18 protein-coding genes are annotated in these 21,031 nt (G+C 44.0%); 13 read left to right on the top strand and 5 right to left on the bottom strand.

Translation table 11 applies throughout. From position 1 onward, the window contains the following. Positions 1–166: 166 nt before the first annotated feature. The 3 genes from cmoA to JMW61_RS05670 all read left to right on the top strand — a co-directional run bounded on the left by cmoA (position 167) and on the right by JMW61_RS05670 (position 3,317). Entirely contained in the window at positions 167–964 is a 798-nt protein-coding gene (gene cmoA, locus JMW61_RS05660; RefSeq protein WP_201549898.1) for a carboxy-S-adenosyl-L-methionine synthase CmoA, read from the top strand. 50 nt (positions 965–1,014) lie between these two features. Next, on the top strand, positions 1,015–2,091 hold the full coding sequence (cmoB, locus tag JMW61_RS05665; RefSeq protein WP_201549899.1) for a tRNA 5-methoxyuridine(34)/uridine 5-oxyacetic acid(34) synthase CmoB: 1,077 nt from the start codon (positions 1,015–1,017) through the stop codon (positions 2,089–2,091). A gap of 77 nt (positions 2,092–2,168) precedes the next feature. Further along, a complete protein-coding gene (locus JMW61_RS05670; protein ID WP_227687362.1) occupies positions 2,169–3,317 on the top strand; it encodes a DUF1176 domain-containing protein in 1,149 nt (382 codons plus the stop codon). A 29-nt stretch (positions 3,318–3,346) separates the two neighbouring features. Here JMW61_RS05670 and JMW61_RS05675 read toward each other — a convergent pair whose 3' ends face one another. Next, positions 3,347–3,565 (bottom strand): DUF2788 domain-containing protein, encoded by a 219-nt coding sequence (locus JMW61_RS05675; protein ID WP_110924151.1) that lies wholly within the window; start codon positions 3,563–3,565, stop codon positions 3,347–3,349. A 471-nt stretch (positions 3,566–4,036) separates the two neighbouring features. Between JMW61_RS05675 and argS the strand changes: the two genes are divergently transcribed. From argS to JMW61_RS05690, 3 genes are all read left to right on the top strand, one after another. Continuing rightward, on the top strand, positions 4,037–5,866 hold the full coding sequence (gene argS / locus JMW61_RS05680) for an arginine--tRNA ligase (RefSeq protein WP_201549900.1): 1,830 nt from the start codon (positions 4,037–4,039) through the stop codon (positions 5,864–5,866). A 126-nt stretch (positions 5,867–5,992) separates the two neighbouring features. Further along, complete coding sequence (locus JMW61_RS05685; protein WP_201549901.1) at positions 5,993–6,796, top strand: SPOR domain-containing protein; 804 nt, start codon at positions 5,993–5,995, stop codon at positions 6,794–6,796. A 141-nt stretch (positions 6,797–6,937) separates the two neighbouring features. Beyond that, entirely contained in the window at positions 6,938–8,032 is a 1,095-nt protein-coding gene (locus JMW61_RS05690; protein WP_227687363.1) for a PTS transporter subunit IIC, read from the top strand. 215 nt (positions 8,033–8,247) lie between these two features. On the opposite strand, the gene clpX is transcribed toward JMW61_RS05690, so the two are convergent. Together clpX and clpP are read right to left on the bottom strand one after the other, a co-directional pair. Then, entirely contained in the window at positions 8,248–9,522 is a 1,275-nt protein-coding gene (clpX, locus tag JMW61_RS05695) for an ATP-dependent protease ATP-binding subunit ClpX (RefSeq protein WP_194198226.1), read from the bottom strand. Between the two features lie 110 nt (positions 9,523–9,632). Further along, a complete protein-coding gene (gene clpP / locus JMW61_RS05700; protein ID WP_197102574.1) occupies positions 9,633–10,253 on the bottom strand; it encodes an ATP-dependent Clp endopeptidase proteolytic subunit ClpP in 621 nt (206 codons plus the stop codon). 855 nt (positions 10,254–11,108) lie between these two features. Between clpP and JMW61_RS05705 the strand changes: the two genes are divergently transcribed. From JMW61_RS05705 to JMW61_RS05735, 7 genes are all read left to right on the top strand, one after another. After that, entirely contained in the window at positions 11,109–12,197 is a 1,089-nt protein-coding gene (locus JMW61_RS05705) for an urease accessory protein UreD (protein ID WP_201549903.1), read from the top strand. Positions 12,198–12,337: 140 nt separating this feature from the next. Then, complete coding sequence (gene ureA, locus JMW61_RS05710; protein WP_194365240.1) at positions 12,338–12,640, top strand: urease subunit gamma; 303 nt, start codon at positions 12,338–12,340, stop codon at positions 12,638–12,640. Between the two features lie 149 nt (positions 12,641–12,789). After that, on the top strand, positions 12,790–14,979 hold the full coding sequence (gene ureC, locus JMW61_RS05715) for an urease subunit alpha (protein ID WP_201549904.1): 2,190 nt from the start codon (positions 12,790–12,792) through the stop codon (positions 14,977–14,979). 107 nt (positions 14,980–15,086) lie between these two features. Further along, entirely contained in the window at positions 15,087–15,719 is a 633-nt protein-coding gene (ureE, locus tag JMW61_RS05720) for an urease accessory protein UreE (RefSeq protein WP_201550374.1), read from the top strand. After that, a complete protein-coding gene (locus JMW61_RS05725; protein WP_197102530.1) occupies positions 15,719–16,492 on the top strand; it encodes an urease accessory protein UreF in 774 nt (257 codons plus the stop codon). The genes ureE and JMW61_RS05725 overlap by 1 nt, the downstream gene beginning before the upstream one ends. A gap of 57 nt (positions 16,493–16,549) precedes the next feature. Next, positions 16,550–17,239: an urease accessory protein UreG gene (gene ureG / locus JMW61_RS05730; protein WP_197102528.1), complete on the top strand. Its 690-nt coding sequence runs from the start codon at positions 16,550–16,552 to the stop codon at positions 17,237–17,239. A 71-nt stretch (positions 17,240–17,310) separates the two neighbouring features. Beyond that, positions 17,311–18,066: a HupE/UreJ family protein gene (locus JMW61_RS05735; protein WP_201549905.1), complete on the top strand. Its 756-nt coding sequence runs from the start codon at positions 17,311–17,313 to the stop codon at positions 18,064–18,066. Between the two features lie 259 nt (positions 18,067–18,325). Here JMW61_RS05735 and tig read toward each other — a convergent pair whose 3' ends face one another. Continuing rightward, positions 18,326–19,669: a trigger factor gene (tig, locus tag JMW61_RS05740; protein WP_110924162.1), complete on the bottom strand. Its 1,344-nt coding sequence runs from the start codon at positions 19,667–19,669 to the stop codon at positions 18,326–18,328. Positions 19,670–20,281: 612 nt separating this feature from the next. Then, positions 20,282–20,944: an RdgB/HAM1 family non-canonical purine NTP pyrophosphatase gene (rdgB, locus tag JMW61_RS05745; RefSeq protein WP_227687365.1), complete on the bottom strand. Its 663-nt coding sequence runs from the start codon at positions 20,942–20,944 to the stop codon at positions 20,282–20,284. Between the last annotated feature and the right edge of the window lie 87 nt (positions 20,945–21,031).

The following is a 21,031-nucleotide window of genomic DNA, read 5'->3' on the forward strand; positions in this document are numbered from 1 at the left end:
TAAACAAGTTACAGCATTAACCTCGCTTGCAGTATTGCCTATATATCTGCACTCGGTTGCCTTGTACCTTTGTTAAATTGAATGACCTATACGTTGCTTTGTTCTCACTTCATAATGACGAGCAAAATCGCCAAATATTTCCTAATTTAAGTTCTATTATCAAAAAATGAGTCGCACCATGAGCCAATCCAAGCCTACTATCAAACATGACACCCTATTTGACAAACCGTTTACCACACCGCTGGATAAAGCGTCGCGCTTTTCATTTGATGAGCAGGTAGTGGCTTGTTTTCCCGATATGATACGTCGCAGTGTGCCCGGTTATGGTCAAGTGCTGGCGATGCTTCCTATCTTTGCCCGTCGTCATTGTAAGTATCGTCAGCAAGGTGATAATGGTCAACGTGTCAGCCGCATTTATGATTTGGGTTGCTCACTTGGCGGGGCTACGATGGCGCTAGCAGGCGAATTTGAGGCGCAAGACTTGCAGATTAAGGCGATTGATATCTCACCAGCGATGACGACAGAGGCGACCACGCTGCTAAGTGAAAACTATCCTGAGCACGATATCGAAGTAATCACTGCTGATATCCGCGATATTGAGCTTGAGCCATGCGATATGGTGATTTTGAATTTAACGCTACAGTTTTTACCAGCTGCCGATAGAGTCGCGGTGCTAGAGAAGATTTATGCGGCATTGAGCGAAGGTGGCATATTAGTACTGACTGAAAAAACCCACGCATTTGATGAGCAGTATGATGCGTGGTTGGTTGAGCGTTATTATGACTTTAAACGTGCCAATGGTTATACCGAAATGGAAATTAGCGGCAAGCGCAATGCGTTAGAGAACGTCCTTATCACCGATACTTTGGACGAGCATCATGCACGGTTAAGCGATGTTGGTTTTAAGCGTCATCTGACATGGTTTCAGTTTTTGAACTTTGTGTCTATTGTGGCGTTTAAATAATCCTTACTTTTCACACAGTTATTTCTCAATCAACACGGTAACCTGCTTTTATGCTCAACGACACTATCATCAACGCCGAACGCGAATTGTATTTAACCTTGCTAGAGCTGGCACAGCAGCAGCCGATCGCTTATGAGTGGCTTAAGCAATTACCAACATGGCTAAATGCTATCAAAGACAAAGCCAATTATGCGCACGCGCCTGCCTACCAAGCGTCAGTCGTTCGCTTGCCAACACTAACCGTCAATAATGTCGATCTAAACAGTGATACCTTGACGATTGATGCCAGTCTTAATGAGTCTGAGCGTAAACAAGCAATGGCACTGTTAAAGCAGCTGATGCCATGGCGCAAAGGGCCATTTCAGATCGGCGGTCAAATCGGCAGTCAGATTGGCGATGATGAATCAGGTATTAAGATTGATACCGAGTGGCACAGTGATTGGAAGTGGCAGCGAGTTGCGCCGCATTTGGGTAGTTTAGAAGGTCGCCGCGTGTTAGATGTAGGCGGTGGCTCTGGTTATCACGGCTGGCGTATGGCAGGGGCAGGGGCGGATACGGTCATTATCATTGATCCGTCATGCTTGTTTTATCATCAGTTTATGGCAATTCGTCATTTCGTTGGCGCAGCAGATGCTCATACTTATACTCATGCTAAGGACAGGGGCCGCTACCGTACACATTATATCCCTGTACCGCTGGAAGCCTTGCCTGCACACAGCCAGTTGTTTGACACCGTATTTAGTATGGGCGTGCTTTATCATCGCCAGTCACCTTTTGAGCATTTACAGCAGCTCAGAGGTCAGTTGGTCAAAGGTGGTGAGCTAGTGCTTGAGACGTTAGTTGTTGAAGGCGATGCCAATACCGTACTAGTGCCACACGACCGTTATGCGCAGATGAATAACGTGTACTTTTTGCCATCAGTCGCAGCATTAATTGGTTGGTTAGAAAAAGCTGGGTTCTCAGATGTGCGCTGCGTCGATGTGGCAGTGACTTCGACAGAAGAGCAGCGACAAACCGAATGGATGACTTATCATTCGTTAGCAGACTTTTTGGATCCTAATGACTCGACTAAAACCATGGAAGGCTATCCTGCCCCAATGCGCGCGACATTGATTGCCAAAAGATAGTTTTTTAGGCTAGCAGGGCTACCGTCAGTCAATATAAATAGTCGCTATAACAGACCCTAACACAAGGAAGAAGAATTGTGAAACTAGTAATGGCTTTGATGACGATTGGTTTGTTTTCGCTACCCGCTGTGGCGTCAGATGCGTATGGTGATCCATTTGAAGGTTGGGGCTTTGTTAAAGATGATTGGCAAGTGGTTTGCGACAACACTTTGACTTGCCGAGCAGCAGGTTATGCTGAAGAAGGTGTTGGTAGTGGTCCAGTCTCGATATTAATGGTTGTAGAGCCGAAGAAAGCTTTGCCAAAAGTATATGTAGACTTTATATATTCAGATGATGAGTTTTACCAGTCATCATCTGATGATAGTTTGAATACTGGTAATGAATCTAGCCATACCGAGTTATGGCTAAATGACAAAAGTTACGGCGCTATCAATAGTAGAAGTGATGATGATTCTAGGCATATGCTAGATGAAAATCAAACCAAGCAATTGCTTCGTCACGCTCGCCTGAATGCAAAAATAGAAGTAAGAGTAGGTAGTGATCGCTGGACGATTAGTGACAAAGGTATGGGAGCGGTGTTGCTTAAACTTGATGAGGTACAAGGTAGAGTGGGCACGCCAATAGCATTGGTGAGTAAAAACCATGCTAGTAAGCAAACACCAAAATCTGCTAAACCCATACCTGTGATCAACAAAGCATTTGCTTATTCGGATGAAGACAATAAGACACTATCCGCATCAAAACAGGCTTACTTTCAGGCCAATATAAACAAGTGGGTAAATATTAATGATCCTCTTTTAGTAGGTTCAGAAGAGAAAATGGGAGATTGTGAACTGGTCAACCCGAAAACTGAGGCATATCAACAGATGGCTGAGTATGGTTCTAGTATGCTTGATTGGGAGTTTATACCAGTGGATGCTACTCATACTTTAGCTGTCCATAGCTGTTGGATGGGTGCTTACAACGCAGCTAGTGGATATTGGCTTATAGATAATGCAAAACCTCGTAACCCTCAGCTAATTACCACCGCAGGCAATGATTATTCTGATGGTGAGATTTGGGCAGTACATAAAGATCGAGGATTGGGTGACTGCTGGAATCGTCTAGTTTGGGTTTGGGATGGTCAAACTTTTGCCAAATCAGAAGATTCTAGCTCAGGAATGTGCCGCGGTTTTGCTGGTGGTGCGTGGGATTTACCAAGCTACGTCAGTGAAGTTATAGAATAGGCAATGTTGTACAAAGTGACTAACGCTGATTAGATTAACCACTTTTTGAAAGCAACTTCCATGATAATCTTGATAATGAAGCCAACACAGCCTGCGCCAAGCGCTACGAAAATCCAAAATGTACCGGCGCGTCCAGCTTGAGATTCTTTAGAGATATCCCACATAATAAAAAACAAGAAAGCAATAAAGATTGGCAATAAAAGGTACAATCCCCAACTAGTGACAGTACTGGCGGCAATAGCAAACATGGCATGATCCTATAAGAAAATAGTAACGCCTCTTATATATCTGAGAAGAGTCGTACAAATCACTATTATAACGTGGAAGCAGGCAGGTATAAACGACTGCCCAGTATTGAGCAACAGTAACGCTACAATCAATAGGGCTGGTATCTCAGTGGTAATCCATTAAGTAGTTACTTTGAGTATCGGCTGTTACACGGCTTTCTCATGTTTTATAGTTAGTAAAAGCATAAATTACGTCTTTCATCTCTATCAACTATTAGAGCTGACTGTCTTAACCGTAAGATTTTAGTACTAATTTCGGTGCAAATGGTGCAATAAAGCGTAAAGATTGTTATATTTACAGGTTACTTATCTTTTTGTATTATTTTATCCCCTGCAATGTCGGTCGCTATTATAATAAGCAGTTATTGACTGCTTGCACTCGTCACATTTTCACATCGTTTTTGTTGTTTATTTAATTGAGTTCAAATCCCTATGTCACAAGCCCAAATTGATACACTTGCATCACTATTCAACGATGCTATTTATACCTTACAAGCCGACGGCACACTGCCTACTGACTGGCAAAACAATAGCCAAATCACCCGTACTAAAGACCTTAGTCATGGTGATTTTGCCAGTAATATCGCGCTGACTGCTGCCAAAGCTGCCAAGGCCAACCCACGCCAGCTTGCCGAAAAAATCGTCAATGCGCTACCCGAAAACCAAGACATTCGCCAAGTAGAAATCGCAGGGCCAGGGTTTATCAATGTCTTTTTAAACGCTGAAGCCAAATTTGCGGTATTGGACGATATTTTTACCTTACAAGACCGTTTTGGTTTAAGCGATCAGTTTGAAGGGCAAAAAATCCAAGTTGAGTTCGTCTCTGCCAATCCAACGTCTAGCTTGCACGTCGGTCACGGGCGCGGTGCTGCATTTGGCATGAGCGTGTCTAATCTGTTAGAAGCGATTGGCTATGACGTCACGCGTGAATATTATGTCAATGACGCTGGCCGTCAAATGGATATTCTAGCGACCAGTACGTATCTGCGTTATTTAGAAGCAAATGGCGAGCAAGTGACCTTTCCTGTCAATGCCTATCAAGGCGACTATGTCAGTGATATTGCCCAGACTTTAAAAACGCAACATGCTGATAGCTATGTGCATAGCTTTGCAGACGTTGCCAAAGATGTCGCAGAAGATGCTCAGTTTGAGATCAATGCAGACGGCGAAAAAGTTCTATTGTCAGGCGATAAAGAAGCACACATTGATGGATTGATTGCCAATAGCAAAGCCTTGCTTGGTGATGGCTATGAGCTGTTTTTGAATGCGGCATTGAGCAGTATTTTGGCTGATATCAAAGACGACTTAAATGACTTTGGTGTTAGCTATGAGTGCTGGTTTAGCGAGCGCTCTATCGATAGCGAGATTGAGCCAGTACTACAGATATTAGATGACAAAGGTTACTTGTACGAAAAAGATGGCAATATCTGGTTTAAATCGACCGATTTTGGTGATGAAAAAGACCGTGTGGTACGCCGTGCTAATGGTCAGTCAACGTATTTTGCCTCTGATATTGCGTATCATAAAAACAAGTTCGATCGTGGTTTTGACAAAGTCATTAACGTTTGGGGCGCCGACCATCATGGTTATGTCCCACGTGTAAAAGCAGCGTTAACAGCATTGGGTATCGATGCAGAACGTTTAGATGTAGTGCTCGTACAGTTTGTCGCATTATGGCGCGGCAGTGAAAAAGTACAAATGTCATCGCGCTCTGGTCAGTTCGTCACTTTACGCGAACTGCGTGCAGAAGTTGGCAATGATGCTGCGAGATTCTACTATGTCGCACGTAAGCCTGAAGTGCATGTTGACTTTGACTTAGAGCTTGCCAAATCACAAAGCAAAGACAATCAAGTATATTACATTCAGTATGCGCATGCCCGTGTTTGCCGTGTACTAGAAAAACTGGCAACCTATGATTTGACGGTAGATGATGCCGTTGGTTTGACGCATCAAAATCTGCTTAGTGCACCCAATGAAGATGAGCTGATTAAATTGCTCGCAGGATATCCTGCGACACTGTTACGTGCAGCGACAGGCTATGAGCCGCATGTATTGACCAACTACCTAAAAGAGTTGGCAGCACTGTTTCATGGTTGGTATGACAGCAACCGTATCTTGCCAGTGAGCTTGACCTCAGGTGAGACACCAAGTCAGGAAGAGATGGATTTGATGCAAGCACGTCTGCGTTTGTCTAAAGCCGTGCGACAGGTCTTGTCCAATGGGCTTGGTTTATTAGGATTGTCTGCACCGTCTAGCATGTAGTCGCTTGCTAATAAGTAGTAAGCTTCTAACATGCAGCAACTTTATAATATGTAGTATTATGAGTATAGACGATTGATAACAATAATGTGATTATGATAGATAGATTCAGTAGGGAGAACCAGATCCATGCTAGCCAAAAAACCTAAAGGTGCGACTGAAAAGCGCAAAACAAGTAGCGTATCAGGCTTGTTATGGATGTTTGTCGGAGCAGTACTGACATTGATGATCGGTGTGTTTATATACCTCTCACCATTATTTAACTTCAGTCCTGCTGGTAGCAGTGCCGACAATGATCCCGATCGTCAGGTGCAGCAACGAGTCGAGACTGATACCGATAATAGCGATTATGAGTTTTATGATATTTTACCCAATCAAGAGATGGCGACCATCCCTGATGAAGATTTTGGTGAAATAAATAATGAGAGCATCGGTGGTATCGAAGCCTTTGAGCCTGATATCGTTGTCACTCAGCCTAATGGTGCTTCAGCGACCAGCAATGAAGATACTGGTACTGTTGGCATTACTGAGAATACCGTGATCGAACCTAGCCGTGGTAATGCTGCTAGTGATGATATCGTGATCGTTGAAGAAGATGCGACCTATGATGGCTCAGCACCTACCAATAGCACCAGTAATGCAACCAATCGTGCAAGTGGTGCAGGTACTGCTAGTGTTCAAGCTGCCAAGCCTGCTGCAACTTACATTTTGCAGATAAACAGCTTTGGCGATGCAGATGAAGCGGATCGCCGTCGCGCACAGGTATTGATGGCTGGTGTAGATGCTAGGGTCGCCAAGAGTACAACGGGTAATGGGGAGCCTATCTATCAAGTGATCTCACGGCCGATGAGTAATCGTCAAGCAGTGACGACTGCTCAGCAGCGCCTACAGAATAACGGTATTGATTCTATCATCGTTGAACAACGCCGTTAGATTGAGTTGCTGTATAGGTTTTAATGATTTATTCATAAAAAAGCGTCGTAATGACGCTTTTTTTGTCTCTTATTTTTAGTAACGCTATTTTACTTTGTGGTTTTATTATATCTTATCATTACTTCCTCAACGAGTATGGCTATGACTGTATCGGACTCAATACCTGCATCTACTGGCGTCATTAAATCCTTTTTTCAGAAGTATTTTATCGATGCTTTTACTGGTATGGCTTTAGGTCTCTTTGTCACATTGATAGCGGGCCTTATCATTTCACAAATTGGTGGCTGGCTAGATCTGCCTGCGTTGGTTGCCGTCGGTAAGCTAGCATCGATATTGATGGGGGCTGGTATCGGTGTGGGCATTGCCTACTATCTTAAAGCGCCAACGCTAGTCATGCTAAGTTGCTTGGTGGCAGGTATGCTGGGCGCACATTCTGAAGCTTTGATGGCAGGTACACTTTTTACCCCGCAAGTGGGTGGACCTGCGACATTTGTAGCATTGCCTGGCAATCCGATAGGTGCATATTTGACCTCCGTGTTTGCTTATCGTGCTGGTACTTGGGTCGCTGGCAAGACCAAGCTGGATATCTTGTTAATCCCTTTATTGGTCTGTGCCGTTGCATTAGCCGTTTGTGCGCTACTGAATCCACCTATCGTTGCTGCTGTTGCGGCTATTGGTCAAGGTATCCAAGCAGCCACTGAGTTACAGCCTCTATTAATGGGTATTGTCATCGCAGTCGTGGTCGGTATCTTGCTGACCATGCCCACTTCAAGCGCGGCTATTTGTATTGCTATTGGGCTAGGCGGTGTGGCTGGCGGTGCGGCAGTAGTCGGCTGTGCAGCACATATGATTGGCTTTGCGGTTGCTAGTTTCAAAGACAACGGTGTAAGCGGTGTGATATCTCAGGGTTTGGGTACTAGTATGTTGCAAATTCCTAATGTCCTAAAAAAGCCACTGATTCTACTGCCAGCCGTTGTCGCCAGTGCTATCGTTGGTCCTATCGCAACCGTCGGTTTCGGGCTGGCCTGTACTGCTACAGGGGCAGGTATGGGCACTGCTGGTTTAGTCGGTGTGTTTGGGGTCATTGAAGCGTCACAAGAAATTATGAGCACAGGTCAGTTATGGACAGCAATTATTTTATTGATGTTTGTATTACCTGCTGTCATTGCTGGCATGGTTGCTTACATGATGCGCCGTATGGGTTGGTTGTTAGATGGTGATATGAAATTGCCGTAATGGTATTTTTAGAAGTTAAGATTAGCCACGTTAAAACCGTTTAGAAATATGATTAGAGCTGCTACTGATTAAGTTTGATAAATGCCACCCTCATTTCGAAGTATATTGCGTTGTAGTAAACATAAAAAAAGCGTCTAGCAAAATTTGCCAGACGCTTTTTTGTATTAATGGCTAATTAAGTATAACTAGCGATATTAACTGAACGATACCATACATTAAGAGATTTCAGGCGTTTTACCTTCATTGATGACGTCTGCATCAACCATGACGGTCTTAGCGTTTTCCATAGAAGGCAGCTCATACATGGTTTCAAGCAATGCATTCTCTACGATAGAACGTAGACCACGTGCACCCGTTTTACGCTCCATGGCTTTTTTGGCAATAGCATCAAGTGCTTCTTGAGTAAAGTTAATCTCAGCGCCTTCCATATCGAACAAGTACTTATACTGTTTTACCAGTGCGTTCTTAGGTTCAGTCAGGATTTGTACCAATGCTTCTTCGTCAAGCTCTTGTAGTGCAGCAAGTACAGGTAGACGACCAATCAGCTCAGGGATAAGACCAAATTTGATCAAATCTTCTGGCTCAACTTGCTGTAACAAATCTGAGCTACGACGGCTATCGTCTTTTGAGCTGACATCGGCGTTGAAACCGATACCACCTTTTTCAGTACGCTGCTGAATGACCGCATCAAGACCAGCAAACGCACCACCAACGATGATAAGAATATTGCTGGTATCGACTTGAATCAGTTCTTGCTGTGGATGCTTACGACCACCGTGTGGAGGGATAGCAGCCACGGTACCTTCGATAAGCTTTAGCAATGCTTGCTGCACGCCTTCACCTGACACATCACGGGTAATCGATGGGTTGTCGCCTTTTTTACTGATTTTGTCGATTTCATCGATATAGATGATACCTTGCTCGGCTTTTGCTACATCATAATCAGACGCTTGAAGTAGCTTCTGTACGATGTTTTCAACGTCTTCGCCGACATAACCTGCTTCAGTCAAGGTCGTGGCATCAGCCATGGCAAACGGCACATCAAGTAGACGCGCTAAGGTTTGTGCCAGTAGTGTCTTACCTGAACCTGTTGGGCCTATGAGCAAGATGTTGCTTTTTGCCAGTTCAACCATGGCATCATCAGCACCAATCTTAGATTTTTTGCTGTCATTGGCCAGTGTTTGGCTAACTTTTAGACGCTTATAATGGTTATAAACGGCAACAGCCAATGCTTTTTTGGCAGCGTCTTGACCGATGACATATTCATCAAGCTTGGCACGCAGCTCTTTAGGCGTTGGTAGCTTTTTATTGACCCAAGAGGTATCGATTTCGCTGTCATCATCGCCGTCTTCGGCACTGTCAGCGATTAGATCGGTACATAGCTCAATGCATTCATTACAGATATTGGCATCATCAGCGGCAATCAGCTGCTGCACATCGCTTTTGGCTTTGCCACAAAACGAGCACTGCGGGGTATTGTCTTCTGCCATAAAAGGCGCTCCTAAAATTTTAAAACTTACAAATATTTTGATTGTTTGCATCAATGCCAAAACGCATCGCGCTCAGGTAATTGATGCTTATCAAGGCTGTTATATGCTAATTATAAAGAAGTAGGGCGGCGCTCTAATACTTCGTCAACCAAACCATATTCTTTTGCTTCGTCTGCATCCAACCAATAATCACGCTCAACGTCTTTTTCGATTTTTTCTACTGGTTGACCCGTACGCTCAGCCAATATTTTGTTCAAACGTGCACGAGTTTTCAGGATTTCACGAGCATTAATTTCGATATCTGTTGCTTGACCTTGCGCGCCACCTGAAGGCTGGTGAATCATCACACGAGCATTCGCAAGTGAATAACGCTTGCCTTTTTGGCCAGCTGCCAACAAGAATGAACCCATGCTGTAAGCACCGCCCATACAAATAGTTGATACTTCAGGCTTGATGAAATTCATCGTGTCAAAAATAGCCAAACCAGCACTCACTGAACCGCCTGGTGAGTTGATATATAGGTGGATATCTTTGTCAGGGTTTTCAGCTTCTAAGAATAGTAACTGTGCGACGATGAGATTGGCCATATTGTCTTCGACTTGACCGGTCAAAAAGATAACGCGCTCACGTAATAGACGTGAAAAAATATCAAACGAGCGTTCACCGCGTGATGATTGTTCAACCACCATAGGCACTAATGCAGCTTGAGGTGCACTTTGGGTATATTGCATGTCATTGTGCGCACTCATCAGCATATCAAAATGCGGGTTGGCAGTGATGCGATCATAATCTGTCATAAAGATGTCCTGTTTATAAGTACATAAAATAAAGGGATTGGAATTAGCGAACGGTTAAGATTTTATGGGTGCTTATCATGATAAATACTACCGCTTGTTGTTAACACTGACTAGATGCCATGCTACGATCTAGATGTCGCTAAAAATAATTGAGCTAATGGTAACTTTTTTATCGTGGCAATAGTAACTTTTTAATGTGAAAAATAATAAATGACTCCCTATTAATAAGGTGTTTGTATACATTTATCAAGGGGCTTGCCTATAAACCCTCCATAAAGATAGCAGACAGACTACCTCTGTATGGATTACAGGTGTCTCATTATTTATGAATATGGTGCTACATTAAAAAGAAATATGATGATAAAAAATGGTGCATTTATGATAGCAAATTGTACAATTTTGGTGCAAATTAGAGCATGCCAAAAAAATAAAAATGATTGATATCTATTTGAGACATCGTGAAAATGAGGTGGACAATATAACCAAAAATTTCAGTGTTCAAAAACCAAGCAATATCATTCATTTGCATAGTATCGACTGCTTGCTCTGATAGCCAGTGTCAGTAAGTTGGCATAATGATTGTATATATGGAGTGACGTCGTTGCTGGATGTAGCCAGCTGCATAAGCTTTTGGCATTTTGACTGTTGGCATCGTTGCTTTCTCTTTTATAGTGGAATGACTATACCACCGGGTTTTGTATGATCGGCTGAATGCTCGACCTCTTAGCATCACAATCGTGTGTTATATTTGATGTTCAACACGCCCTAATTAGTAGATGAGTATATAAAATGAGCTGGGCCTCTTCTTTAGCGTTAGATTTTGACAGCGTAAAACGTACGAATACTATTAACGGTGTAGCCACAGCTGAGTCAAAAACTCGGCTTTATCATCGTAAGCATACTGGCGCTTTGATGGTACAGCGCCCTTTATACCCTGAGCCGCGTGTGCAGCAGGGTATCTGTCATATCTTAATGCTATATCCTCCAGCAGGTATCGCAGGTGGTGACACGTTGACCATAAACCTGCGTTTAGATAGCGACAGTCATTCTGTCATTACGACACCAGGGGCGGGTAAATGGTATGGCAAAGACAGTGTCAGCCAAAAAAGCAAAACCTCGCATCGACAGTCGCCTATGCAGAGTGCTTGTGATAAAACCATGCCAGTGAATCAGGATAGTGTGCATAGTGATGATACTAGCCAAGTAAGCTCAGTGCCAAACGACATGGCTGAATACGCTAGCCAAAAGATATACGCCACATTAGATACAGATGCTCGCCTAGAATGGTTGCCGCAAGAGAGTATTATTTATAACGAAGCCAATATGCATGCGACGAGTTGCTTTGATCTAAAGGATTCATCGAGTCTCATGACATGGGAGATTAGTGTTTTCGGACGGCAGGCATATGATGAGCAGTTTTTGCAAGGGTATTACCATACAGGGCTGAATATCTACCGTGAAAGCAAAGTCATCGTTGCTGAACGTGTGGCACAGTCAGCACAAAGCCGCTGGTTTACATCGCGTTTAGGGATAGCAGGGCAGCATATCTATGGGTCGTTTTGGGCGGTGCCAAGTTTAAGTGACGTACATCAAAAGCCTTTACCGTCATCAAAAGCACGAGAAACGACAGAGACTGCGCAAGCGACGACCAAGCAAGCACTAACCCGTTATTTGGACAGTACGATACTGACTTTACGGCAAGCAATCGCTGAAGCGGATCTACCTGTCTATTGCACCCATAATTATCAAGCGATTAATATCCGATATATAGGCACAGATGTGCGTGGCTGTTTTGAAGCGTTTTATCAGCTGAGAGAAGTCTTACGTAAGCACTGGTGGCAGCTTGAACCGTGTCGTCCACGGATTTGGGACACCTGATTTAGTGCTGTATTCTACTTAATTTATTATGACGTTACTCTGATATAAAAAGACACAATCGCCATTTTGGTTAAGGTATTAAACGTTTGAAGTACGCTACTCTGCGACACAGAACATTATAAATACAATAAGGAAGTTCCATGCATTTGACCCCGACAGAAAAAGACAAGCTCATGCTATTCACGGCTGGCATGGTGGCTGAACGCCGTAAAAACCGAGGCGTGAAACTGAATTATCCCGAAGCCATCGCTTATATCAGCATGCTATTGATGGAAGGCGCAAGAGATGGCAAAAGAGTGGCCGAATTAATGAGTGAAGGCGCCACCTATCTGTCTGTTGATGATGTGATGGAAGGTGTGGCAGAGATGGTGGATGAAGTACAAATCGAGGCGACGTTCCCTGATGGTACCAAGCTGGTTACGGTACATAATCCCATCGTGTAGCACGCACATAGTCATTCCACTATAAAATTATTACTGCGTTACCTTCGCTTGAAGTATTAGATATACATCTACGCTCGGTTGCCTTGTACTACTTTTAAATTGAATCGACTATCTTATTAAACTGATAATTATAAAATAAGGCGACTCCCATGCAAGCAGGCGAATACCATATCCAAGATGGCGATATCATCTTAAACCAAGGACGGCAGGTACAATGCATCAGTGTCGCCAATACGGGCGATCGACCTATTCAAATCGGCTCACATTATCACTTCTATGAGGTTAATGATGCCTTGAGTTTTGAGAGAGAGCAGACGCGTGGTTATCGCCTGAATATTATCCCTGGTACAGCAGTGCGATTTGAGCCGGGGCAGTCACGTGAAGTGGAACTGGTCGCTTATGCTGGCAAGCAGGAAGTATATGGCTTCGCTGGGCGTGTAATGGGTGCCGCTAGCTCAGACACAGCATTAGACAATACTGATAATAAAAATCCGCCAGTTACCTCGCAGAAGAAGGTCAGTCGGCATATTTATGCTGAGCATTTTGGCCCGACGACAGGTGACAAGGTTCGCCTAGCCGACACTGAATTGTGGCTACAGGTTGAGGCTGATTTAACCAGTCATAAAGATACTGCTATTGATCAAGCGAATACGTCGCAAAGTGGTGAAAGTAGCAGCAAGCCTATTGAAATCAAAGGCGAGGAAGTTAAGTTTGGTGGCGGTAAAGTCATCCGTGATGGGATGGGTCAAGGACAGTTGCTAGGCACTGATGTTGCTGATACGGTCATTACCAATGCATTGGTTGTGGATTATACGGGTATCTATAAAGCAGATATCGGTATCAAGGATGGTCGCATTAGCGGCATTGGCAAAGCGGGCAACCCTGATATTCAGCCAGCTATCGATATTGCAATTGGTGGTGCTACTGAGATTATAGCTGGTGAAGGAAAAATTCTAACAGCAGGTGGGGTCGATAGCCACATTCACTTCATCGCGCCCCAGCAGTGCGAGACGGCGCTCATGTCAGGGGTTACCACGATGCTTGGTGGCGGGACAGGACCTGCACAAGGTACGCTCGCCACTACCTGTACACCAGGGGCGTATCATATTGCTTCAATGCTAAAGTCTACCGATAGTATTCCCATGAATATCGGATTACTGGGCAAAGGAAATGTGAGTGTACCAGAACCCATCGCAGAACAAATCGAAGCGGGTGCCGTAGGGCTAAAGCTACATGAAGATTGGGGCACGACGCCGCAAGCCATTGATAACTGTTTGAGTGTCGCTGAAGATTATGATGTGCAAGTGGCGATCCATACCGATACCTTAAATGAAAGTGGTTATCTCGAAAGTACGCTGGCAGCATTCAAGAATCGCTGTATCCATACTTTTCATACTGAAGGCGCAGGCGGTGGTCATGCCCCTGATATTCTTAAAGCCATTGGCGAGTCGCATGTTTTGCCATCTTCGACCAATCCAACGCGCCCATATACCGTTAATACCATTGACGAGCATCTCGATATGCTGATGGTGTGCCATCACCTAAGCCCTGCTATTGCTGAAGATGTGGCCTTCGCTGAAAGTCGTATTCGCCAAGAGACCATCGCCGCAGAAGATATCTTGCATGATTTGGGCGCGATTTCGATGATGAGTAGTGATTCGCAAGCCATGGGGCGAGTGGGTGAGGTTGTTATTCGTACGTGGCAGACCGCGCATAAAATGAAAGTCCAACGTGGGCATCTTGCTCCAGATGCGACAGCAGATATAGAGCATCAAGACCAGCGTATCACTTTGACAGACTATGACCGCAGTGAGGACAACGATAACTTTCGTATCAAACGCTATATCGCAAAATACACCATCAATCCTGCAATTACTCATGGTATCAGCGAGATGGTTGGCTCTATCGAAGTGGGGAAATGGGCTGATATGGTGCTATGGTCGCCCAAATTTTTTGGGGTAAAGCCTGAATGCATCATCAAAGGTGGACTCATCGCTGCTGTGCCGATGGGCGATATTAATGCCTCTATTCCCACCCCGCAGCCCGTACATTATCGTCCTATGTTTGCTACTTATCCAAAATCGGTTGCCCAAACCAGCATTACTTTTATGTCGCAAGCGGCTATTGACAAGCAAGTGGATAAGCAGCTCGGATTGACCAAAGTTATCGAGCCAGTACATGGTATTCGTAATATCCGTAAAAGTGACATGCGCTTCAATAGTTACTGCCCTGATATGGACATCAATCCTGAGACTTATGAAGTACGTGCCGATGGCGAGATGCTAACCTGTGAGCCTGTCGATGTATTACCTATGGCGCAGCGTTACTTTTTATTCTAAGCACTTTTTATGCTAAAAACTTTGTTATTCCAAGTGTTTTATTATTCTAAATATTGTGAGTTTTACGCCTTAAAAGTTTGAGCAACAACAGCCAGAGTATAATAATGATGAAGATATTTAATACCCGTTTAAAAGCCCCAAATGACGCTCAAAAAACACAATTAGAAAAACAGCATCAGACTGACGACTACCTACTTTTAGATTTTGATACTCGCCAGCATTCTCGATTTAAAGCCACTACGGTTGCAGGTGAGAGCGTTGGTGTTGACTTGCCTCGAACAGGTACTCTTAAAGGTAATGACGTGCTAATTAATGAGGCAGGTGAGTTGATTCAAGTCATTGCCAAGCCTCAGGTCGTCACTAAAGTTACCGCTGGTGATGTTTTTACGTTGATGAAAGGCGCATATCATTTAGGCAATCGGCACGTGCCACTGATGTTTGACCTTAGTGTTGACCACGGTGATGCAGGCTACGCGTTATATTTTGAAAACGACCATGTGCTTGCGCAAATGTTAGAGCGTCTTGGATTGCGGGTTGAAGATGCTTCGGTACCGTTTGAACCTGAAACAGGGGCATATCAGTCGGGGCAAGGGCATTCACATAGCCATTCTCACTCACATGCGCATGCGGATTCAAGTAGTGACTCGCATAGCCATTCACACAGTCATAAGCATGGTCACGCTCACAACCATAACCATAACCATAACCATCATGATGAGTCTGTAGGGCAGCCAAAGTGATGGTTGATACCAGTGCACAGTCTACTCAGCCGGACCAACTTGGACAGCTGCTGATGCTGGCATCGAGCAACTTACCCATTGGTAGCTATACGTATTCGCAAGGTGTTGAGTCAGCGATTGAGTCAGGCGTGGTCTCTGATGAAGCCAGCACGCTTGTATTCATGCAGGACTATCTAGCGCTTGCTGTTATCGGCTACGAGCTGCCTATATTAGGGCTAATAATGCTCGCACTTGGTCAAGGTAATGACACGCTAGCTGCAAATCTAGCACACGATTATCATGCTGGCTTAGAGAGTAAAGAGTTTGTGCTTGAGTCTCAGCAACTGGCTCAAGCAATGGTATCTTGGCTCAATGAAGTACTTAGCCTCGGTATACCTGCTGAGATACCTGAAGACGGATACTTACCACTTTTTGCTCATATTGCACAGCACTGGCAGCTACCATTGGCACAGTCAATGACCACGTATGGCTTCGCCCAACTAGAAAACATGGTATTGGCTGCGGTCAAGACAGTACCGTTAGGACAGATGGCAGGTCAGCGTATCCTGTGGCAATTACAGAGTGAGTTGGCGGCGCAGATGGATGCCGTTAGCACTAACATACAGCATGCTTTTGATACATTAATGGTATCGTCAGATTCGCTTGAAGAGCAAGACTGTCAGCAACTATGCCAAGACTTCTATGAAATACTCAATATATCGAATAACTTGCCCAATTTGGCTATCCTCTCAAGCATGCATGAGGAGCAATACAGTCGGTTGTTTCGCTCATAACTATACCTTTATTTCAATTTATACTTATTAATATACAAACTGTTTTAGGAATTTAATATGTCTCTAACTCCTCTCAAACCACAAAACTCTAAATCTATATCAAACTTACAGACTGATAACGACCACCAAAATCAGCCATCTGGATTGTCATGCTTACGCCTTGGCATTGGTGGGCCTGTTGGTAGTGGTAAGACTGCATTGACGTTGCGTTTGTGCCAAAACATGCGCGACACGGTTAACATGGCAGTCGTGACCAATGATATCTATACCAAAGAAGATTCAGAGTTTTTGACTCGTAATGATGCCATGCCTGCTGAGCGTATTCGTGGCGTAGAAACAGGTGGCTGTCCGCATACGGCAATCCGCGAAGATGCGTCGATTAATCTGACTGCTATTGCCGAGCTGCAAGCGACCTTTGAAGATTTAGAGATGATTATCATCGAGTCAGGTGGTGATAATTTGGCGGCGACATTTAGCCCAGAGCTGTCTGATTTGACCCTATACGTTATTGATGTTTCAGCAGGCGATAAGATACCTCGTAAAGGTGGGCCGGGAATTACCAAGTCTGACTTATTGATTATTAATAAGACTGATCTTGCGCCTATGGTAGGTGCCTCACTAGAAGTCATGGCAAGAGATGCCAAAAAAATGCGCGGTGACAAACCTTTTATCTTTAGCAACATGAAAACGGGTGATGGGCTAAATGAGATTATCGCCTTTATCAAAGAGCAGGGCATGCTTGCTTAGTTAATAGAAGCTCGCGAACTATGACCTACAAGCTATGAACAACCAAATTATCAATATTAAGGAGCACTCCCATGACAGCCTCTACCAATCAAATAACAACAATAAAAACGCATTTTTCACAGGCTCTATCCGCTCGTAACATAGTGGCTGGCTCAACGGTGATGATGACCTCATTGATGCTACCGTCATTGGCTCAGGCACATGCAGGACATATTCATACAACGACTGCACACACGTCATCGCTGTTAGGCACGTTGCAAGCAGGGCTGATGCATCCGCTGACTGGCTTTGATCATTTGTTTTTAGCAGTCGGTATGGGTATGTTGTTTTATGGATTACAAAAGCAGCGCTTGGGTATGATGTCATTGGCAGGAGGACTATCACTAGGAGCGGTATTAGCGACTGTCGGTGCGTTGGTAGGTGGGGCTGCGTTTGGTTCGGCCGCTGGCATGGTCGAGATGGCGATACTATTGTCAGTTGCAGTATTAGCATTTGTGTTAATGGGACAATGGCGCGGAAAAGCTGCATCATTGAATACATCAGTAGCGAGTACGACAACTAAAAGTGATGTACCGTTACTGAGCATGATTTTCGGCGGCTTGGCAGTATTTCACGGTATGGCACATGCGATGGAATTGCCAGCACAGATCGGCGTATCAGGTCAGTTAGGTTTTTATGCTGGTATGATGATGTCTATGTTAGGACTCTATGCGGTTGGTATGGTGATTAATCAGCAGTTGCAACAGCGTCTCGGCGGTCACTTTTGGTTCCAACGTGGGTTGGTTATGCTAGGTTTAGGGGTAGTGTTCATTCCTGTTTTAACCTAAATATAGTCAATCCTCTATAAAAGAGCTACAGCGTTAACCTCGCTTGAGGTATCACATATACATCTGCACTCGGTTGCCTTGTATCTCTTTTAAATTGAATCAACTATAGAGTATCAGTTTCTATTACATGATTTAGCTATTCACTGAGTTCATTATATTTACCCATAAAAATACGGCCCCAATCGATGATCGGGGCCGTATTTTTATGAGCCAAAAACGTGAGCGCTATCTAATTAAAACAGATAGCGCTCAGTCTAGACTACATGGCTTGCTGCTGTTGTTGCTGAGCAGCTAGCAAGTCTTGGTAGCTAACTTCTTTGTCAGTTACTTTACCTTGCTCGATTAGATAATCAACCACTTGGTCTTCTAGTACAACAGACTCAATGTTAGCGCGCTGTTGCTTATCAGTGGTGTAGTACTCGATCACTTCTGCTGGATCTTCGTAGTTTTCAGCCGCTTCTTTGATGAACGTCTCAACGCGTGCTTGATCTACTTCTAAGCCTTTGGTATCGATAACACGGGCAACGATGATGCCAAGACGGGCAGCACGTAGTGCTTGCTCTTCAAATAGCTCATTTGGCAGCATGTCTTTATCGAAGCTATCAGCATTGGCACCGAACTGCTGAGAAAAACGTTGCATCATCATGTTGCGTTGACGCTCGATTTCTTGCTCTAGCATCGCGTTTGGTACGTCAAACTCATTCTTTTCTAGCAATGCATCAAAAGTTGCTTGCTTAACTTGGCTACGCGCAGCGTTTTTGATTTCGCGTTCCATGTTTTTACGTACGTCGTCTTTTAGTTTTTCAACGCCGCCTTCTTTTACGCCGAATAGCTCAAGGAACGCATCGTCGATTTCAGGTAGCTTAGATTTTTCAACCAGTTTTACGTTGATTTTGAACTGAGCTTCTTTACCCGCTAAGTTTTCAGCTTGGTAATCTTCTGGGAAAGTCACTTCGATGATTTTTTCGTCGCCAGCTTTCATACCTTTGATACCAGCTTCAAAGCCAGGAATCATTTGGTTGCTACCGATGACTAGTTTGAAGTCTTCAGCAGAGCCGCCTTCGAATTTTTCGCCGTCGATAGAACCTTCAAAGTCAAAAGTCACTTGGTTGTCTTTCGCAGCCATGCCTTTTTTCTCAACGAATTCTTCACGTTGCTTTTGTAGGTTTTCGATCATGGTGTCAACGTCAGCTTCATCAACCTTGGCAGTATGACGCTCAACTTCGATTTCATCGATACCTTGTACGTCTACTTCTGGGAAGATTTCAACAGTCGCTTGATAAACCAAGAAATCATCTTCAAGTTTTACGTCGTCGATGTTAGGCATGCCAACAGCGCGGATGTCTTCAGATTTGATCGCTTCAAAAACGGTATCACGGATCACATCGTTGATAACTTCTTGTTGAATGCCAGCACCGTACTGAGAGCGGATGTGTGACATAGGGACGTTACCTTTACGGAAACCGTCAATCTTGGCAGTTTTCGCAACTTGGCGAATACGGCCTTCGACTTTGTTTTGAATTTTTTCGACAGGTACTTTAACTGTCAATTGGGTTTCTTTGTTAGATAGCTTGTTGGTTGTGACTTGTAAATCTGTAGCCATGTTAATTACACCTTTAGGATTAGATAGTACTTAAAATTAAGCAGTACTTAGGATTAAATGGTAATAGACAAACCGAGCCTCAAAATACGGGCGTGTACAACGGATTGCCGTTGGAATAAATAGGGGATAATGATAGCCCGCAACGTCCATATCAGTGTCAGTAGCAATCGCTGCCAGCACAAAATATAAAACTGCTGAGGTTGTAAATGCTATCAAATATCAATAATAAACCGTTAATGCACCGCATAATAACGCTTTTTGGTGAATTATACAGACATATAACGGTTTTCGACAAAATTTTTAAAAGTAGAACAGTATAATCTATCTGATTATTAAAGTAAAAATTATCTGTTTGCCGTTTGTTCGCTCAAAAATTGCCGCATTAGGTTCACTTCACCTACCATTCATACTTATGTGATTGATGCGGTGTTGAGCTTAACTGTATAGAGTCTAACCGTATTGGTTTAAAGTAGACCAAATACAATGCAAGCCCATTTATATATAGTCAGTTCAATATAATTTCGATACAAGGAAACCGAGTGCAAGTTATACATTAGTATGCTTAGCGAGGATGACGATGTAGCGGATTTATATAGACTTGACTATAGTTGCTTATAAAGGCAGTTGCGCCAATAGCTGCTGAATGGCCTGACCACGATGACTGATACTGTTTTTATTAGCAGCGCTCAGACTAGCCGCACTGGCTTGCAAGTCAGGTAACCAAAATAATGGATCATAACCAAAGCCACCATCACCATGCGCTGTCTCTGAAATCTCGCCATGCCACAATCCTTGAGCAATAATCGGTAATGGGTCATCGGCATGACGCACCATCGCCAGTACGCAAACAAACATACCTTTAACAGGAGTATCTGGCTTCGCTTCGCGGATAGGCTGCAAGTCAGCCATGAGCTTGGCATTATTTTTACTATCGTTACCATGCTCACCAGCATAGCGAGCAGAGTAAATCCCCGGTGCGTTACCGAGTGCAGGCACACACAGTCCTGAGTCGTCAGCGATAGCAGGCAGTCCGCTAATACGGCTGGCATGACGCGCTTTAATAATAGCGTTTTCGACGAAGCTCAAGCCATCCTCGATGGCATCTTCGATATCGAGCTGACCTTGCGGGATGATGGTCACTTCTAGATTCGCTTCAGCAAATAGCCGCTTAAACTCAGCCAATTTTCCTTTGTTATTACTGGCGAGTACCCATTCACTATTCGGCGTTGGTTGTGTCGAGTGTAGGGGAGTGTCGATTGTGCTTGTGTTGGTCATAGTGTCTTTCCGTTAGATGGTTATATGAAGTCTGTTTAATCTAGCTTTTATTTTTAGTGTCTTTTACTATGGCTATAAATCTAGCTA

Origin of the sequence: Psychrobacter fjordensis, assembly GCF_904845995.1 — a bacterium.
GTDB classification, from domain to species: domain Bacteria; phylum Pseudomonadota; class Gammaproteobacteria; order Pseudomonadales; family Moraxellaceae; genus Psychrobacter; species Psychrobacter fjordensis.

Bases quoted from the DNA above. Each gene is read 5' to 3' on its own strand.
- cmoA (WP_201549898.1), top strand. From the start codon at position 167: ATGAGTCGCACCATGAGCCAATCCAAGCCTACTATCAAACATGACACC.
- cmoB (WP_201549899.1), top strand. From the start codon at position 1,015: ATGCTCAACGACACTATCATCAACGCCGAACGCGAATTGTATTTAACC.
- JMW61_RS05675 (WP_110924151.1), bottom strand. From the start codon at position 3,565: ATGTTTGCTATTGCCGCCAGTACTGTCACTAGTTGGGGATTGTACCTT.
- argS (WP_201549900.1), top strand. From the start codon at position 4,037: ATGTCACAAGCCCAAATTGATACACTTGCATCACTATTCAACGATGCT.
- JMW61_RS05685 (WP_201549901.1), top strand. From the start codon at position 5,993: ATGCTAGCCAAAAAACCTAAAGGTGCGACTGAAAAGCGCAAAACAAGT.
- JMW61_RS05690 (WP_227687363.1), top strand. From the start codon at position 6,938: ATGACTGTATCGGACTCAATACCTGCATCTACTGGCGTCATTAAATCC.
- clpX (WP_194198226.1), bottom strand. From the start codon at position 9,522: ATGGCAGAAGACAATACCCCGCAGTGCTCGTTTTGTGGCAAAGCCAAA.
- clpP (WP_197102574.1), bottom strand. From the start codon at position 10,253: ATGCAATATACCCAAAGTGCACCTCAAGCTGCATTAGTGCCTATGGTG.
- JMW61_RS05705 (WP_201549903.1), top strand. From the start codon at position 11,109: ATGAGCTGGGCCTCTTCTTTAGCGTTAGATTTTGACAGCGTAAAACGT.
- ureA (WP_194365240.1), top strand. From the start codon at position 12,338: ATGCATTTGACCCCGACAGAAAAAGACAAGCTCATGCTATTCACGGCT.
- ureC (WP_201549904.1), top strand. From the start codon at position 12,790: ATGCAAGCAGGCGAATACCATATCCAAGATGGCGATATCATCTTAAAC.
- ureE (WP_201550374.1), top strand. From the start codon at position 15,087: ATGAAGATATTTAATACCCGTTTAAAAGCCCCAAATGACGCTCAAAAA.
- JMW61_RS05725 (WP_197102530.1), top strand. From the start codon at position 15,719: ATGGTTGATACCAGTGCACAGTCTACTCAGCCGGACCAACTTGGACAG.
- ureG (WP_197102528.1), top strand. From the start codon at position 16,550: ATGTCTCTAACTCCTCTCAAACCACAAAACTCTAAATCTATATCAAAC.
- JMW61_RS05735 (WP_201549905.1), top strand. From the start codon at position 17,311: ATGACAGCCTCTACCAATCAAATAACAACAATAAAAACGCATTTTTCA.
- tig (WP_110924162.1), bottom strand. From the start codon at position 19,669: ATGGCTACAGATTTACAAGTCACAACCAACAAGCTATCTAACAAAGAA.
- rdgB (WP_227687365.1), bottom strand. From the start codon at position 20,944: ATGACCAACACAAGCACAATCGACACTCCCCTACACTCGACACAACCA.